Below are 14,491 nucleotides of genomic sequence, written 5' to 3'. Positions count from 1 at the left end.
TTCGCTCTCACTTCACCGTGTTCACCAGCGGCGCGAGGCCCTGGATGCGCACTTCGAGGCGGTCGCCGCTCTCGATGGGCCCGACGCCGCTGGGTGTGCCGGTGACGATCACGTCGCCGGGCAGCAGCGTCATGTTTGTGGAAATGAAGCTCACGAGCTGGTAGCAGTTGAAGATGAGCTGGCTCGTGTTGGAGTTCTGCCGGAGCTGGCCGTTCTGGAAGAGCTGGATGGTCAGGTCGTGCGGGTCGATCTTCGTCTCCACGTAAGGCCCGAGCGGCGTGAAGGTGTCGAAGCTCTTGCAGCGCGCCCACTGGCTCTCGGAGTTTTGGATCGTGCGGTCGCTGATGTCCTCGGCCGAGGTGTAGCCGAAGATGTAGCGCGCGGCGGCAGCCGGCGTGACGTTGCGCACGCGCCGGCCGATGACGATCGCCAGCTCGGCCTCGTAGTCGGTGCGGTGCGCGGGAAACGGGATCTCGATCTTGCCGCCGTCCGGCAGCAACGACGTGGTGGCCTTGAGCCAGAAGAGCGGCTCCTTGGGGATGGGCTTGCCGGACTCCCGCGCGTGGTCGGCGTAATTCAGCCCGACCGCGATGATCTTCGAGGGCTGCACGGGCGTGAGCGTCTTGACGCCCTTCACCGACATCGCCTTCTTGTCAAACGAGGGGGAACCAAAGACGTCACCCCGAAGGCGGAACAGATCTCCGTCCACCACCTTTGCAAAAAAAACGTCGTCGCCTTTCTGAAACCGGCCAATGGCTGCCATAGGTCGGGCATTCTAGTAACACTTCCGGGGAGGGCGTCGCAAGGTGAAAAACGGGCAAATGCCCGAGGCTTCCGCGCGAATCGCGCCGGCGCGTCACCCGGCGGGATACTGCCACGGCGCACGATACGGCCGGCTGAGCAGCGTGTTCGCCTCGGCGTCGCCGATGACCTGCTCCTTTGCCCCGTCCCACTGCAGGCTGCGGCCGAGTTTGAGGGACATCATGCCGAGCATCGGCAGCACGGACGAGCGGTGGGCGCTCTCGATGTCCGCCACCGGCTTGCGCCCCGTGTCGATCGCCGCGAGGAAGTCCGCCCACAGCAGCTTCAAGTTGTGGCCGTCGGGCTCCTGCAGTTGCGAGTCTTCGTGAATCGTCTTCGCCTTCGAGTCGGCGGGATAAAAAGTCCAGCCGTCGCGCCAGCCAATGTGCAGCGTTCCCTTCGTGCCGTAGAAGTAGGCGCCCACGTTGTGCTTCTCGGCCTTGTTCTCGGCGAACTTCCGGTGCTCCCACGTCACCGTGAACTGCTCGAACTCATACGTCGCCACCTGATGATCCGGCGAGTCGGTGGTCATCTCAGTGTCGTTGTTCACCGGCGCGCCCGCGATCGGCCGGCCGCCGCTTGAGAAAATGCGCCTCGGATACTTCTCCTCGCTCCACCACACCACCTGGTCGAGCCAGTGGACGCCCCAATCGCCAAGCTGGCCGTTGCCGTAGTCGAGGAACTGCCGCCACCCGCCGGGGTGCAGCTTCGTGTTGAAGGGCCGCTTCGGCGCGGGGCCGCACCACAGCTCCCAATCCATCGTCGCCGGTGGCGCGCTGTTCGGCCGGGGCAATTCCCGCTCGCCGCGGTAATGGACGAACAGCCGGACGGCGCCGACCTTGCCCACGTTTCCGTCGCGGAGGAACTTCATCGCGTTCACGTGGTGCGGACCGATGCGCCGGTGAAGGCCGACCTGCACCATCCTGCCGGTCTTCCGCGCCGCCGCGAGCATGGCCTTGCTCTCGTTGACGGTGTGCCCCGTGGGCTTTTCGACGAACACATGCGCGCCCGCGTTGACCGACGCGATGGACTGCAGCGCGTGCCAGTGGTCGGGCGTGGCGATGATGACCACATCGGGTTTCTCCGTTGCGAGCATCTCGCGGTAATCGCGGTGCAGCCTGGGCTTGTCGCCGCTCAGGTCGGTCACCTGCTCGCCCGCGATTTGCAGCGCGCGCGAGTCGCAATCCGCGAGCGCCGCCACCGTGCAACGACCCGAAGCCATCGCCTCCTTGAGGATGTTCTTGCCCCACCAACCCGAGCCGATGAGCGCGGTGCGCAGCTTGCGCGGTTCGGCGGCACGCGCGAACGGCGCCGCGGGAATCGCGGCGCCGGCGAGCGCGGTGTTGCGGAGGAAGATCCTGCGTGACGTCGGGTTCATGAAGTGACGGGTGGTCGGTTGCCCTCTCAGTAGCGGAGCCGGCGCGCGGGCGCAAGGCGCGGTTTCCCGCGTCACGGGATCGCCCCGCGCTTGCGGAGCATCGCCGCCATCGCCTTGTCCATGAGCACCTCGGCCAGCGGCTTGGTCGCCTCATCCAGCGCAGCGACGGCGGACTTGAGTTGCGACGCCGGGCCGGTTTTCGACGCCGGGTCTTCAGACGCAAGCACGGACTCGACGGCGAGCGCGGCCTGCTCAATCGCGGCCCGCGTCCCGGCTTCGAGCGCTTCACCGCATTCCGCGAGGCCGCGGCGGGTGGCGGCGAGAACTTCCTGCGCCGTGAGCTTCGATTCGATCCACCCGCGCGCGGCGCGGTCCTCGAACGCGTGCTCGACGGATGCCTCGACCATCTGCTGCACCGCCGCATCGTCCACGTCCACCGCGGACTTCATCTCCACCACGTGCTCGCGGCCGGTCGCGAGGTCGCGCGCGAGCACGTGCAGGATGCCGTCGGCATCAATCTCGAACTGCACACCGACCCGCGGCACGCCGCGCGGCGCGGTTGCGAATGCGATCGTGAACCGGCCGAGGCTCCAGTTGTCCTTCGCCCGGTCGCGCTCGCCCTGGAGCACATGGATGAGCATCTCGCGCTGGAAATCCACCGCCGTCGTGAAGACTTCGCCCGCCTTCACCGGGATGGTCGAATTGCGCGGGATGATCACATTCATCAGCCCGCCAAACGTCTCGATGCCGAGCGAGAGCGGCGTGACGTCCAGCAGCAGCAGGTTCTTGAACTCACCGCTGAGAATCGCCGCCTGGATCGCCGCGCCGAGCGCGACAGCTTCGTCCGGGTTTTGCGAAGTGTTCAACCGCGGTCCGCTGCGCTCGTGAAACCCCATGCCGAGCCGGACGCCGCCGCGGTCCTCGTCGAACTCCGCGCAGCCGAACCATTCCGCCACGAGCCGTCGCACGAGCGGCATGCGCGTCTGCCCGCCGACGAGGATGACCTGGTCGAGTTGCCTCGCCTCGAGTGTTGCGTCGGCAAGCGCGCGGAGGCAATGCGCCCGCGTGCGCTCGACGAGGTCGCGGGTGAGCCGCTCCAGTTCGTCGCGCGTGAGCTTGCAGCTGAAGCTGAACTCCGGCGTGAGAAACGGCAGCGCGATCTCGGCTTCGGGCTCGCTGGACAGCCGGATCTTCGCGTCCTCCGCGGCTTCGCGCAGGCGGGCGAGTGCTGCGTGCTCCGCGCACCGCGAGTTCGCGCCGGACGCTTCGGTGCCGGTCACGCGCCGCGCGCCACGCACCGCGTCGCGCCAATCCGGTCCGCCTGATGCCTTCACCTTTGCAACGAGAAACTCCACGACCCGCCGGTCGAGATCGTCACCGCCGAGCCGTGTGTCGCCGCTCGTCGCGAGCACCTGGAAGACACCCTCGTTGAGTTCGAGAATCGAGAGGTCAAACGTGCCGCCGCCGAGGTCGTAAACGGCGACGCGCGACTTTTCTTTCAGCCGTTCCAGCCCGTAAGCGAGCGCGGCCGCGGTCGGTTCGTTGATGATGCGCTCGACCGTGAAGCCCGCGAGTTCGCCGGCGCGGCGGGTCGCGTTGCGTTGCGCGTCGTTGAAGTAGGCCGGCACGGTGATGACCGCGCGCGTGACGGGTTCGCCAAGCGCAGCCTCGGCGTCGCGCTTCAGTTTCTTGAGCACCTCGGCGCTGAGTTCCTCGGGAGTGAAGCGGCGTCCGTGCATCTCGATGACCGCCGGGCCGCCGCCGTCGCCGGTGACCGCGAACGCGACGTCGCGTTCCTCCGCCGGAATCTCCATGGCGCGCCGCCCGATAAACCGCTTCACGGAATACGCGGTCGCCGCGGGGTTGAGCGATCGCATGCGGCGCGCGGGCTCGCCGACCATCGGCACGGCGTCCTCGCCCGCAACGTGTATGATGGAGGGCGTGAGGCGGCGACCGTCGGCATCCGCGATGACGAATGGGATGCCGGAATCAACGGTGGCCACGAGGGAATTCGTGGTGCCGAGGTCGATGCCGGCGATCTTGCTCATGGCGTGAACCGCGGCGGCGCGGCGGGTTCGCGCCGGACTGCGTAACCAGCCGGCGTGGCGTTGGCGAATCAAATCCGCTGGGCGCGCTTCGCGCCGCGGGGCGCGCGGCTTCAGCCACCGCAAAATCACTTGCCTCGGCAGCGTGATTCTCTAGCCTTCGCGCGAACTTCAACCCAACCCCTCCCCCCGCACACCATGAGATTCGGCATCAACTCCTTCCTGTTCACCTCGCCGTTCACCACCGCGAGCGTGAAGCTCTTCCCGCAATTCAAAAAGTGGGGTTTCGACACCGTGGAGATTCCCATCGAGGCGCCCGAGCACATCGAACCCGCGGCGGTGAGGGCCGCCGCCGGGAAAGCCGGCATCGCCATCGGCTCCATCTGCGCGTGCATGGGGCCGGGACGCGACTTCCGCGGCACGCCCGAGGAGCAGGCGACCGGCATGGCTTACTGCAAGGCCCTGGCCAACCAGGCCGCGGCGCTCGGCTGCCCCCGCATGATCGGCCCGATTTATTCCGTCGTCGGCAAGGCGGACGCCGTCGAACCCGCGCAGCAGAAAATCGAGTTCGCGCTCGTGGTGAAGAACCTCAAGGAACTCGCCGACTACGCGGCCGCGCGCGGCGTGGAGCTGTGCATCGAGCCGCTGAACCGGTTCGAGACGGACTTCCTCAACACGTGTGACCAGGGCCTCAAGCTCATCAAGGCCGTCGGGAAGAAAAATGTGAAGCTGCATCTCGACACGTTTCACATGAACATCGAGGAGAAGAACCAGGCTGCCGCGATTCTCAAGGCGGGCCGGCACCTCGGCCACTTTCACGCCTGCGGCAGCGACCGCGGCACGCCGGGCGGCGACCACATTGATTGGAAGCCCATCGTCAAGGCGCTCCGCAAGGTCGGCTACGACAAGGACGTGGTGATCGAGAGCTTCACCACGGACGTGAAAGTGATCGCGCGCGCCGCGGCCATCTGGCGCAAGATCGAGCCCAAGCGCAACGACATCGCCGTGAAGGGCCTCGCACACCTCAAGCGGGCGTTCAAGTAGGCTGCCGGCGGCGCGGGGCGCCCCCCTCGCAGTTGCTACGCCCGGATGGGGGGCTGCTGGTCGCCGGCCGAGTCATCCTCCGGATGGCTTCGGCGCCTCGCCTCACGCGATCAGCGGATGGGTTCGCGACTTCAGAGGAAAGGTCGTCCGCTGGCCGGTGAGCGCGGCCTGATACACGGCCATCACCATCTCCACGGCCCATGCTCCGTTCCGGCCGCTGCATTCCGGGTCGCGCTTCTCGCGGATCGCGGCGAGCCAGTCGTCCACGAGCCGGGTGTTTGCGGACGGGAAGTTGTCCACGCCCGCGGGTGTGCCCTCGAACTTCTGCCACGTGTCCGCGCGGCCGTCGGGCTTCCACGCGCCGGGCTTGAGCACGAACACCTGCGCCGGGATGTTCATGAGGATGCGCGCGGCGCCCTTGCTGCCGATGAACTCGATGCCCCAGTGCGCCACGAGTTCGCGCTGGCGTCCGCGGCTGGTGAAGGTGCCCAAGACGCCGTGGGCGAATCCGAACTGCGCGTTCACCTCGTCGCCCGCGATCGGCCCGACGTTGTCGCGCATGACGCGCGCGTCGGCGCGCGTGATGTCGCGGCCCTTTTGCAGCACGCGCGCCGTGCACCATTGCGGGTCGCCGACGAAGAGCCGCATCAGGTCGAACAGATGCGAGCCGAGCACGATCATGTCCTCGCCGCCCGCGCGGGCGTCCTGCTTGCCGAAGGCGCGCAGTTCGAGCACGTCGCCGATGAGTCCGCCGGTGATGGCCTGCTTGAGCGCGGCGATCGAGGGCAGGCTGCGCATCTGGTGCGCGACGGCGATGCGCAGGCCGCGCTTCTGCGCCTCGGCGAGCAGTTCGTCAGACTCGGCGGGGCAGGTGACGAAAGGCTTCTCACAGAACACGTGCGCGCCCGCGCGCAACGCGGCGAGGCAGATCTCGCGGTGCTGGTCGGCCTGCCGCATCGCAACGCTCACGAGCTGCGGCCTTTCCTTGTCGAGCATCTCGCGCCAGTCGGCGTATTGGCGCGGCGCCTTGATTCTCTCGGCCGCCTTCGCGCGCCCGGCGGGATCGGGGTCGGCCACGGCCGCAAGCTCGCAATCGCCGCGCCCGGTGAAAAGCACGTCGAGCCCGTGACCGTAATCGCCGCGCCCGGTGTGGCCGATGACGGCGGCGCGCAACGTCGTGGCCTCCGCGGCGAAGGCGGGCGTGGCGGCTGTCACCGCCGCCAGCGCCGCCGAGGCTCCGAGAAACTCGCGCCGGGAAAGTGGCGGTGGTGGGTTCGTCAGGCCGTTCAGTGTCGTGTTCATGGCGCGGCAAGGAATTCGGCGGCAGTATGCACCCCGGCGAATCGAAGGCGAGTGGAGAGTTGCCGCGGACTGCCCGTCACCGGTCCGGCCTGAACGGGACGGCCCGCGGCGACATGCCGGGCCCGGAGGGCGGTGCTTCTCGCGACGATACTACGTGTAGGTAATAAGTGGTTGCCTTCCTCCCACCCGCGCCGGATACTCGCCTTGCAATGGATTCGCCCGACGGCTGGCTTTGAACCGCCGTTTCCGTCGGACAGTCCCAATGACCATGAAGCCTCACTTCATCACTTTGTCCTCGGTCGCGGTCGTCGCCGTGGCTGCGGCTTTGCTGCCCAACCTCGGCGCCGATCCGCAGAAGCAACCGATTGCTGCCGCCAAGACGAAAGCCGAGCCCGTCGCCGCGAAAGCCGCGCTGCCGGGCTGGCCGATGTTCCGCGGCGGGCCGAACTTGCAGGGGCTCTCCGGCGCGAAGCTCGCCACGCCGCTCTCGTTGCTGTGGAGCGCGAAGACGAGGGGGCCGGTCAAATCCTCCGCCGTCATCGGCGAGAACCGCGTGTTCATCGGCTCGGACGACGGCCATCTCTACGCGTTCGACGCGGCGACGGGCCGCGAGTTGTGGAAGCACAAGACCGGCGGGCCGATCGAGGCGTCGCCGATGCTGCTCGACGGGTGCGTTTACATCGGCTCGACGGACGCGTTCCTGCACGCGCTCGACGCCGCGTCGGGCAAGCCGCTGTGGAAGCACGAGACGGGCGACAAGATCCTCGGCGCAGCGAACTGGACCGCGTCGCCTGACGGCAAGTCCAAGTGGGTGCTTGTCGGAAGCTACGATTTCAAGCTGCACTGCCTCAACGCGGCGACGGGCAAGAGCAACTGGGTTTACGAGACAGGGAATTACATCAACGGCTCGCCCGCGGTTGACCGCGGCGTGACGGTGTTTGGCGGATGCGACGCGATGCTGCACGTGATCAGCGTCGCCGACGGGAAGAAGGTGAAGGAAATCGAGGCCGGCGCCTACGTGGCGGGCTCGGCGTCGCTCGTGGACGGGCGCGCCTACTTCGGCCACTACGAGAACGCCTACCAGTGCATCGACCTCACGAAAGGCTCGAACGTGTGGACCTACAAGGAGCGCAACTTCGCCTACTTCAGCTCGCCCGCGGTCACGAAAGACCGCGTGCTATTCGGCGGCCGCGACAAGCGGCTGCATTGCGTGCGCCTCGACAACGGCGACACGGTGTGGACCTTCCCGACACAGGGCAAGGTGGACAGCTCGCCCGTGGTGACCGCCGATGGCAAGGTCGTGTTCGGCTCGGAGGACGGCCGGCTTTACGTCGTCTCGCTCGCGGATGGCAAGGAGCTGTGGAATTACGAAATCGGCCAGGGGATCACCAGCTCGCCCGCGGTGGTCGAGAACCTCGTGGTCATCGGCAGCGAGGACGGCGGCGTGTATGCGTTCGCGCCCCCACTCACGCGCCCGCCTCGTGGCGCGCCGGCAAAGGCGAAGGAGTAGCACAGCATCATGAGCCAGCCAGCCACTCTCGAAGCGCCCCGACCCTCCACACCTCCCATCCAAAAGGAGACGACCGCCGGCAACTACTTCGTCTCGAACTACCCGCCGTTTTCGTTCTGGAAACCCGAGTTCGTCCCGCAGGTGCTCGACGCGATGCAGCGCCCGCCCAAGCCCGGCACGCCGCTCGGCATCTACGTCCACATTCCCTTCTGCCGGAAGCGCTGCCACTTTTGCTACTTCAAGGTTTACACCGACAAGGATTCCGCGGCCATCAAGGGTTACATTGACGCCGTGCTGCGCGAGTTCGCGCTGCACGCGGCCAGGCCCTGTGTTGGCGGGCGCACGCCGGGCTTCATCTACTTCGGCGGCGGCACGCCGAGCTACCTCTCGGTCGAGCAGCTGCGGCACCTCACCGACGGCATGAAGGCGCTGCTGCCGTGGGACGCGGCAGAGGAAGTCACCTTTGAATGCGAGCCGGGCACGCTCACCGACCACAAGCTGAAGGCCATCCGCGACCTCGGTGTCACGCGCCTCTCGCTCGGCGTGGAGAACTTCGACGACCACATTTTGGAGATCAACGGCCGCGCACATCACAGCAAGGAAATCGCCCGCGCCTACGCGTTTGCGCGCAGCGTGGGCTTCCCGCAGATCAACATCGACCTCATCGCGGGCATGGTCGAGGAAACCGAGGCCAACTGGCGCGAGAACATCCGCAAGACCCTCGAACTCGCGCCCGACTCGGTGACCATCTACGAGATGGAGATTCCGTATAACACGACCATCTACCAGCGCATGAAGGCCGAGGAAAAGCTCGTCGCTCCGGTGGCCGATTGGGCGACCAAGCGCCGCTGGGTCAACGACGCCTTCACGGCGTTCGAGCGCGCGGGCTACACCGTCGCGAGCGCCTACACGGCGGTGAAGGACAAGGCGAAGACCAAGTTCGTCTATCGGGACAAGCTGTGGGCGGGCGCGGATTTGCTGTCCGTCGGCGTGGCGAGCTTCGGCCACATCGGCGGTGTGCATTACCAGAACCACGCGGACTTCGATCCCTACGTGGCGCAGGTGAACGCGGGACAGTTCCCCATCTTCCGCGCACTCACGCCGACAGACGACGAACGGTTCATCCGCGAGTTCATCCTGCAACTCAAGCTTGGCTCAAACAGCCGCAGCGACTTCAAGGCGAAATTCGGCGCAGACCCGGTCGAGCGCTTCGCTGAACCGACCCAACGATTGAAGGACTGGGGCTTCCTCAGCGTGGAAGGCGACCGCATCGTGCTCACGCGCGAGGCGCTGCTGCAGGTGGACAAGCTGCTGCACGAATTCTTCAAGCCGGAGCACAACATCGCGCGCTACGTCTAGCGGCCATGACCAACCAGACGACATCCGGTTCTCCGGCGACTCCAGTCGCCCTCCCCCTCGCGTATCCTCTGGACGATTTTTACACGCAGGCGGGCCTGGCGCTGCCGGTCATCGAGGCCGTCCGGGGCGACGAGGTGCCGGAGCCGTTCCGGACGCTGCTGGTGCATCAGGACGACATGACGCCGACGCTCGAGAAGTTCCACGGCGACACCATCCACATCCGCGTGCTGCGCCGCCAGCAGCGCGATGACTTCTACTTCCGCGAGGTCCTGCTCGTGACGGACAAGGACGGGCGGCCGGTCGAGTTCGGCGCGATCAAGATCAACCTCGCGCTGTTCCCGCCCGCGGCGAAGGCCGACATCCTCGCCGAGCGCGTGCCGCTTGGGCGCATCCTCGACGAACGCGCCGTCGCGCACGAGAGCCGGCCCAAGGCGTTTTTGCGCGTGCAGTCCGACACATTCATCAACTCCGTGCTCGGCCTCGGCGGTCCGCACACGCTCTTCGGCCGGCGCAACACGCATTGGGACCCGCAGCAGCGTCCGCTGGCCGAGATCGTGGAAATCCTCCCGCCCGCGTTGAAGTGAACGCCAGCTTCGACACGCTCATTATCGGCGCCGGGCCCGCGGGCTCGAGCGCGGCGGCGATCCTCGCCGCGCACGGCCACCGCGTGCTGATGCTCGAACGCGAGAAATTTCCCCGATACCACATCGGCGAATCGCTCATCCCGTTCACCTACGGCCCGCTCGAGCGGCTCGGCCTCATCCCGAAGATGAAGGCGTCGTGTTTCCAGAAGAAATACAGCGTCGTGTTCGTGCAGCCCGACGGCAAGGCCAGCCAGCCCTTCTACTTCTTCAACCGCTACGACCGCGAGACTGTCGCGCAGACGTGGCAGGTGCTCCGCAGCGAGTTCGACCAGATGCTGCTCGACCACGCGCGCGACCGCGGCGCGCAGGTGCTGGAAGAAACCACGGTGAAGGAGCTGCTTTGCGAGGACGGCCGCGTGGCCGGTGTTCGCGCGCTGTTGAAGTCCGGCGCGACCGCCGAGTTCCGCGCGCCGATGACGCTCGACTGCACCGGCAAAGAAGCCTTCGCCGCCGTGCGCAACGGCTGGCGCATGAACGATCCGTATCTCAACAAGGTCGCCGTGTGGACCTACTACCGCGGCTCGAAACGCGAACCGGGCATTGACGAGGGGCAGACCACGGTCGCGTTCGTGCCGGACAAGGGCTGGTTCTGGCACATCCCGATGCACGACGACCGGGTCAGCGTCGGCGTCGTGGCCGAGGGCAGGTATCTCACGCGCGGCGGCGTGAAGGACCTGAAGGCCATCTTCCACCGCGAGGTGGAGGAGAACCTCTGGATCAAGGACCACCTCTCCATCGGCGCATCGGAGGGCGACTACTTCGTCACGAGCGAATACAGCTTTCACTCGCGCCACTGCGGCTGCGAGGGCTTGCTGCTCGTCGGCGACGCGTTTGCGTTCCTCGACCCCGTGTTCAGCAGCGGGCTGATGCTCGCGCTCAAGAGCGGCGTGATGGCCGGCGATGCCGTGCACGAAGCGCTGCTCGCGCGCGACGTCTCGCCATCGCGCTTCGCGCCCTACGCAACCACGCTGCGCCAGGGCGTCGAGAACATGCGCAAGCTGGTTTACGCGTTTTACAATCCGGCGTTCTCCTTCAAGGACGTGATCATGAAATACCCCGACGCCGCCGGAGAAATCACCGATTGCCTGAGCGGCGATGTGAACAAGGACTTCACGAGCCTCTGGAACAAAGTCAGGGAATTCGCGCCCCTGCCGGAGGACCTGCCTGTGGGTGGGCCGGCTCTGCCGATCCCTCACGAGTAATGCCTGGCGCGTCATTACAACCGCCGGTTGCCCATGGACGCATTACTCGTTACTCATTACGGCCGATGACCCTCGTGCAAATCACCCCCGGCGCGGGCGGGATGTATTGCGGGAACTGTTTCCGCGACAACGCGCTCGTGGCGGCGCTGCGCGGCATGAGCCACGACGTGCTCATGATCCCGCTCTACCTGCCGATGACGCTCGACGAGGACGACCAGTCGCGCGGCACGCCGATGTTCTTCAGCGGCGTGAACGTGTATCTGGAGCAGAAGACCGCGTTCTTCCGCCGCGCGCCGGCGTGGCTTCACGGCATGCTCGCCTCGCCGGTGCTGCTCAAGTGGGCCGCGGGCAAGGCGGCCAAGACGCGGCCCGAGGATGTCGCCGAGCTGACGCTCTCGATGTTGCGCGGCGAGGAGGGCAACCAGGCGCGCGAACTTGACGGACTCATCGCGTTCCTCAAGTCGCAGCCCAGGCCCGATGCCATCTGCCTGTCCAACGCGATGCTCGCGGGGCTCGTGCGCAGGCTGAAGTCCGAGCTGCGCTGTCCCGTGGTGGTGACGTTGCAGGGCGAGGACTACTTTCTCGACGCGATGCCGGAGCCGCATCGCACGGCCGTGTGGCGCACGCTCGCGGAGCGCGCGCGAGAGGCGGATGCGCTCGTGGCGCCGAGCCGTTACTTTGCGGACCGGATGACCGGGCGGCTCGGCCTGCCCGGCGGCCGCGTGCGCGTGGTGCACAACGGCATCAACCTCGACGGCTACGCGATGGTGCGAGAGTCGGAAGCGCACGTGCAAGGCGCGGGCCCGCCGGTGCTGGGCTTCTTCGCGCGCATGTGCCGCGAGAAGGGGCTCGATGTGCTGGTGGACGCCTTCATCGCGATCAAGCAGCGGGGCAAGGTGCCAAACCTGCGCCTGCACATCGGCGGCGGCTGCGGTCCGGGAGACGAGGGCTTCGTGCAGGAGCAGACGGCAAAGCTGCGCGCCGCGGGCGTGCTCGCGGATGCGGAGTTCTTCCCGAACCTCGACCGAGAGCGGAAGCTGGATTTCTTCCACGCACTATCGGTGTTCAGCGTGCCGGCGGTTTACGGCGAGGCATTCGGGCTGTATCTCATCGAGGCCATGGCCGCGGGCGTGCCCGTGGTGCAACCGCGCGCGGCATCCTTCCCGGAACTCATCGAGGCGACGGGCGGCGGCGTGGTGTGCGATGCGAACGCGTCCGCGCTCGCATCCGGCATCGAGTCGCTGCTGCTGGATCCCGCGCACGCCCGGGCGCTCGGCGACAAGGGCCGCCACGCGGTTTACGAGAAATTCAGCGTCGGGCACCTCGCGCGCGAGATGGTGAAGGTGTTCCAGGACGCGGCGAAATTTTGAACCTTGAAGTTTGAACCCCGAACTTTGAACGTCAGCCATGCCCTACGAGTTCAAAGCGGTGCGCCGCGTGGAGTTCAGCGAGACGGACATGGCCGGCATCGTCCACTACTCGAATTTCTTCCGCTACATGGAGACGGCGGAGCACGCGTTTTTCCGCTCGCTCGGGTTTTCGATCGTGATGCGCGACACGGATTCGCCGGCGGGCTGGCCGCGCGTCCACGTGACCTGCGACTACCGGCACCCGTTGCGGTTCGAGGACGAGGTGGAAATCCAACTGCTCGTCGCGGAGAAGAAAACCAAGGCGCTGACCTACGAATTTCGCTTCCGCAAACTCAACGCGACGCCGCAATTGGAGGTCGCGCGCGGACGGCTCACGGTGGTGTGCGTGACGCGCGACGCCACGGGCAAGATGAGCGCCGCGCCGATCCCGGAGTTCATCGCGGCGCAAATCGAAGTCGCGCCCGCCGAGGCGTTGAAGTGAGAAATGAATTGCGAACCGCCACCTCCACCCTACGATTGACGGTGAATAGAAGCTCCAGTCCATCATGCATCCGACGAACCAACCGCGCCGCGAGGCCTTCACGCTCATCGAACTGCTCGTTGTGATCGCCATCATCGCGATCCTCGCGGGACTGCTGCTGCCCGCGCTGGCGTCGGCGAAGGCAAAGGCCAAGTCCACGAAGTGCATGAACAACATCAAGCAGATCGGCACGACCTTCCTGCTGTATGCGGATGACTTTGACAACAAGCTCATCAACCTCTACTCCCTTGCACCCGGCGTTGCAGGGGGCCAGTGGTATTACGAGACCCTGGTGCCCATGCGATATCTCCCCGCGTTCACGAATCGCAACGGCATCTGGCGGTGTCCCGAGGCGACCGATGAGCAGATTCGCGCGGGTTGGGGAGGGACATGGGAGGGCTACGCGCCCATCGAGGACACGATCATTCGTTACGCCTCCAACACACCGCCAAGCACGGTTCGACTCGGGAGCCGGCGGCTCGACGAGATTCTTCGCACGACGCAAATCTGGCTGATGGGTGATGCCGGGCGCGCGCTGGCCCAGAATAATCCCAAGGCCGGCTACAAGCCGTGGATTGCGATTCGGGGCGGGGGCGCGCTCGATGCAACCGGCCCGTGGGTGGGCGCGCCAACCGTGTGGACCATCAACACCGGCACCGGAGAACCCGAGCAGCAACCCGCCGCGAGGCACGTCGGCTTTCGGTGCAACATGACCTTCATCGACGGTCACGCCGAGTCGTGGACCTACCCCGAAGTCCGGTCGAACAAGTTCAACTTCCTCGGCAACGTGAACGGCACTCCGCGCAACTTGTGAGCCGACGCGCGGCTCACTCCGGCGCGAGCGTGACTTCCATCTTCTCCCAGCTCAGCACGAAGCGCTTGCCCCTCGGCGCGACTGGCATTGATTTCAAGTAGCCGCGCTTGACGAGGATTTCCAAGTTGGCGGGCGGGCTCTGGGTTTCCTGCCAGAATTTCTTGTAGGCGGCGTTGAGCGCCGCAAGGTCGGGATTCTCATCCTTCGCGGGCTTCGAATCCCCGGGCGAAACCACGGGGGCCGCAGGCGCAGCCGCCGGAACGGTCGGCACATTCTTGGGCGGCGGCGCGGCGACGGGCGCGGCCGGGGTGGAACCCGGATTGTCGCGGCACGCCAACGCGCCGAACGCCACGAGGAGCATCGCAGTGCGAAGCAACTTCATGCGGGCATCTTACAATTGCCCGGCAGTGCTTCAACGGAATTCTCCCGGCGAAGCACGGTGGCGCTGGCGGCCGTGTTCAGCGTGTTTTGCAGTCGTTGCGTTCTCGCGCGACTTCATTAC

At 66.4% G+C, this 14,491-nt stretch carries 13 protein-coding genes; 8 read left to right on the top strand and 5 right to left on the bottom strand.

Annotated features, from left to right (window positions below; genetic code table 11):
• Positions 1 to 7: 7 nt before the first annotated feature.
• From FJ386_02065 to FJ386_02055, 3 genes are all read right to left on the bottom strand, one after another.
• A complete protein-coding gene (locus tag FJ386_02065; protein ID MBM3875488.1) occupies positions 8 to 763 on the bottom strand; it encodes a fumarylacetoacetate hydrolase family protein in 756 nt (251 codons plus the stop codon).
• A gap of 93 nt (positions 764 to 856) precedes the next feature.
• Positions 857 to 2,179, bottom strand: a complete 1,323-nt coding sequence (locus FJ386_02060) for a Gfo/Idh/MocA family oxidoreductase (protein MBM3875487.1) — start codon at positions 2,177 to 2,179, stop codon at positions 857 to 859.
• A gap of 71 nt (positions 2,180 to 2,250) precedes the next feature.
• Positions 2,251 to 4,227 carry a molecular chaperone DnaK gene (locus FJ386_02055; GenBank protein ID MBM3875486.1) on the bottom strand — a complete coding sequence of 659 codons (1,977 nt, stop codon included), beginning with the start codon at positions 4,225 to 4,227 and terminating at the stop codon, positions 2,251 to 2,253.
• A gap of 195 nt (positions 4,228 to 4,422) precedes the next feature.
• On the opposite strand from FJ386_02055, the gene FJ386_02050 reads away from it, so the two are divergent.
• Positions 4,423 to 5,268: a sugar phosphate isomerase/epimerase gene (locus FJ386_02050; protein ID MBM3875485.1), complete on the top strand. Its 846-nt coding sequence runs from the start codon at positions 4,423 to 4,425 to the stop codon at positions 5,266 to 5,268.
• A 102-nt stretch (positions 5,269 to 5,370) separates the two neighbouring features.
• Here FJ386_02050 and FJ386_02045 read toward each other — a convergent pair whose 3' ends face one another.
• Positions 5,371 to 6,570 (bottom strand): Gfo/Idh/MocA family oxidoreductase, encoded by a 1,200-nt coding sequence (locus FJ386_02045; protein MBM3875484.1) that lies wholly within the window; start codon positions 6,568 to 6,570, stop codon positions 5,371 to 5,373.
• Positions 6,571 to 6,997: 427 nt separating this feature from the next.
• Between FJ386_02045 and FJ386_02040 the strand changes: the two genes are divergently transcribed.
• From FJ386_02040 to FJ386_02010, 7 genes are all read left to right on the top strand, one after another.
• Positions 6,998 to 8,080, top strand: coding sequence for a Pyrrolo-quinoline quinone (locus tag FJ386_02040; protein MBM3875483.1), 1,083 nt, complete (start codon positions 6,998 to 7,000; stop codon positions 8,078 to 8,080).
• Between the two features lie 9 nt (positions 8,081 to 8,089).
• The gene (locus tag FJ386_02035) at positions 8,090 to 9,439 is read left to right on the top strand and encodes a coproporphyrinogen III oxidase family protein (GenBank protein MBM3875482.1); all 1,350 of its coding nucleotides are present in this window, start codon (positions 8,090 to 8,092) and stop codon (positions 9,437 to 9,439) included.
• A 5-nt stretch (positions 9,440 to 9,444) separates the two neighbouring features.
• Positions 9,445 to 10,023, top strand: coding sequence for a hypothetical protein (locus FJ386_02030; GenBank protein MBM3875481.1), 579 nt, complete (start codon positions 9,445 to 9,447; stop codon positions 10,021 to 10,023).
• Positions 10,020 to 11,285, top strand: a complete 1,266-nt coding sequence (locus FJ386_02025) for an NAD(P)/FAD-dependent oxidoreductase (GenBank protein ID MBM3875480.1) — start codon at positions 10,020 to 10,022, stop codon at positions 11,283 to 11,285. Before FJ386_02030 ends, FJ386_02025 begins: the two co-directional genes overlap by 4 nt.
• A 101-nt stretch (positions 11,286 to 11,386) precedes the next feature.
• A complete protein-coding gene (locus FJ386_02020) occupies positions 11,387 to 12,655 on the top strand; it encodes a glycosyltransferase family 4 protein (protein ID MBM3875479.1) in 1,269 nt (422 codons plus the stop codon).
• A gap of 37 nt (positions 12,656 to 12,692) precedes the next feature.
• The gene (locus FJ386_02015) at positions 12,693 to 13,136 is read left to right on the top strand and encodes an acyl-CoA thioesterase (GenBank protein ID MBM3875478.1); all 444 of its coding nucleotides are present in this window, start codon (positions 12,693 to 12,695) and stop codon (positions 13,134 to 13,136) included.
• A gap of 64 nt (positions 13,137 to 13,200) precedes the next feature.
• Positions 13,201 to 13,989 carry a prepilin-type N-terminal cleavage/methylation domain-containing protein gene (locus tag FJ386_02010; GenBank protein MBM3875477.1) on the top strand — a complete coding sequence of 263 codons (789 nt, stop codon included), beginning with the start codon at positions 13,201 to 13,203 and terminating at the stop codon, positions 13,987 to 13,989.
• Between the two features lie 13 nt (positions 13,990 to 14,002).
• Here the strand turns inward: FJ386_02010 and FJ386_02005 are convergent, their stop codons facing one another.
• On the bottom strand, positions 14,003 to 14,371 hold the full coding sequence (locus tag FJ386_02005) for a hypothetical protein (GenBank protein MBM3875476.1): 369 nt from the start codon (positions 14,369 to 14,371) through the stop codon (positions 14,003 to 14,005).
• Positions 14,372 to 14,491: the final 120 nt, after the last annotated feature.

The sequence above is a fragment of the Verrucomicrobiota bacterium genome, assembly GCA_016871675.1.
Classification (GTDB): Bacteria; Verrucomicrobiota; Verrucomicrobiia; order Limisphaerales; family VHCN01; genus VHCN01.
This window is presented reverse-complemented; position numbering and strand designations above follow the sequence as displayed.

What these genes read in the sequence shown, in the direction of transcription:
- FJ386_02065 (MBM3875488.1), bottom strand. Translation starts at nt 763, where the DNA reads ATGGCAGCCATTGGCCGGTTTCAGAAAGGCGACGACGTTTTTTTTGCA.
- FJ386_02060 (MBM3875487.1), bottom strand. Translation starts at nt 2,179, where the DNA reads ATGAACCCGACGTCACGCAGGATCTTCCTCCGCAACACCGCGCTCGCC.
- FJ386_02055 (MBM3875486.1), bottom strand. Translation starts at nt 4,227, where the DNA reads ATGAGCAAGATCGCCGGCATCGACCTCGGCACCACGAATTCCCTCGTG.
- FJ386_02050 (MBM3875485.1), top strand. Translation starts at nt 4,423, where the DNA reads ATGAGATTCGGCATCAACTCCTTCCTGTTCACCTCGCCGTTCACCACC.
- FJ386_02045 (MBM3875484.1), bottom strand. Translation starts at nt 6,570, where the DNA reads ATGAACACGACACTGAACGGCCTGACGAACCCACCACCGCCACTTTCC.
- FJ386_02040 (MBM3875483.1), top strand. Translation starts at nt 6,998, where the DNA reads ATGTTCCGCGGCGGGCCGAACTTGCAGGGGCTCTCCGGCGCGAAGCTC.
- FJ386_02035 (MBM3875482.1), top strand. Translation starts at nt 8,090, where the DNA reads ATGAGCCAGCCAGCCACTCTCGAAGCGCCCCGACCCTCCACACCTCCC.
- FJ386_02030 (MBM3875481.1), top strand. Translation starts at nt 9,445, where the DNA reads ATGACCAACCAGACGACATCCGGTTCTCCGGCGACTCCAGTCGCCCTC.
- FJ386_02020 (MBM3875479.1), top strand. Translation starts at nt 11,387, where the DNA reads ATGTATTGCGGGAACTGTTTCCGCGACAACGCGCTCGTGGCGGCGCTG.
- FJ386_02015 (MBM3875478.1), top strand. Translation starts at nt 12,693, where the DNA reads ATGCCCTACGAGTTCAAAGCGGTGCGCCGCGTGGAGTTCAGCGAGACG.
- FJ386_02010 (MBM3875477.1), top strand. Translation starts at nt 13,201, where the DNA reads ATGCATCCGACGAACCAACCGCGCCGCGAGGCCTTCACGCTCATCGAA.
- FJ386_02005 (MBM3875476.1), bottom strand. Translation starts at nt 14,371, where the DNA reads ATGAAGTTGCTTCGCACTGCGATGCTCCTCGTGGCGTTCGGCGCGTTG.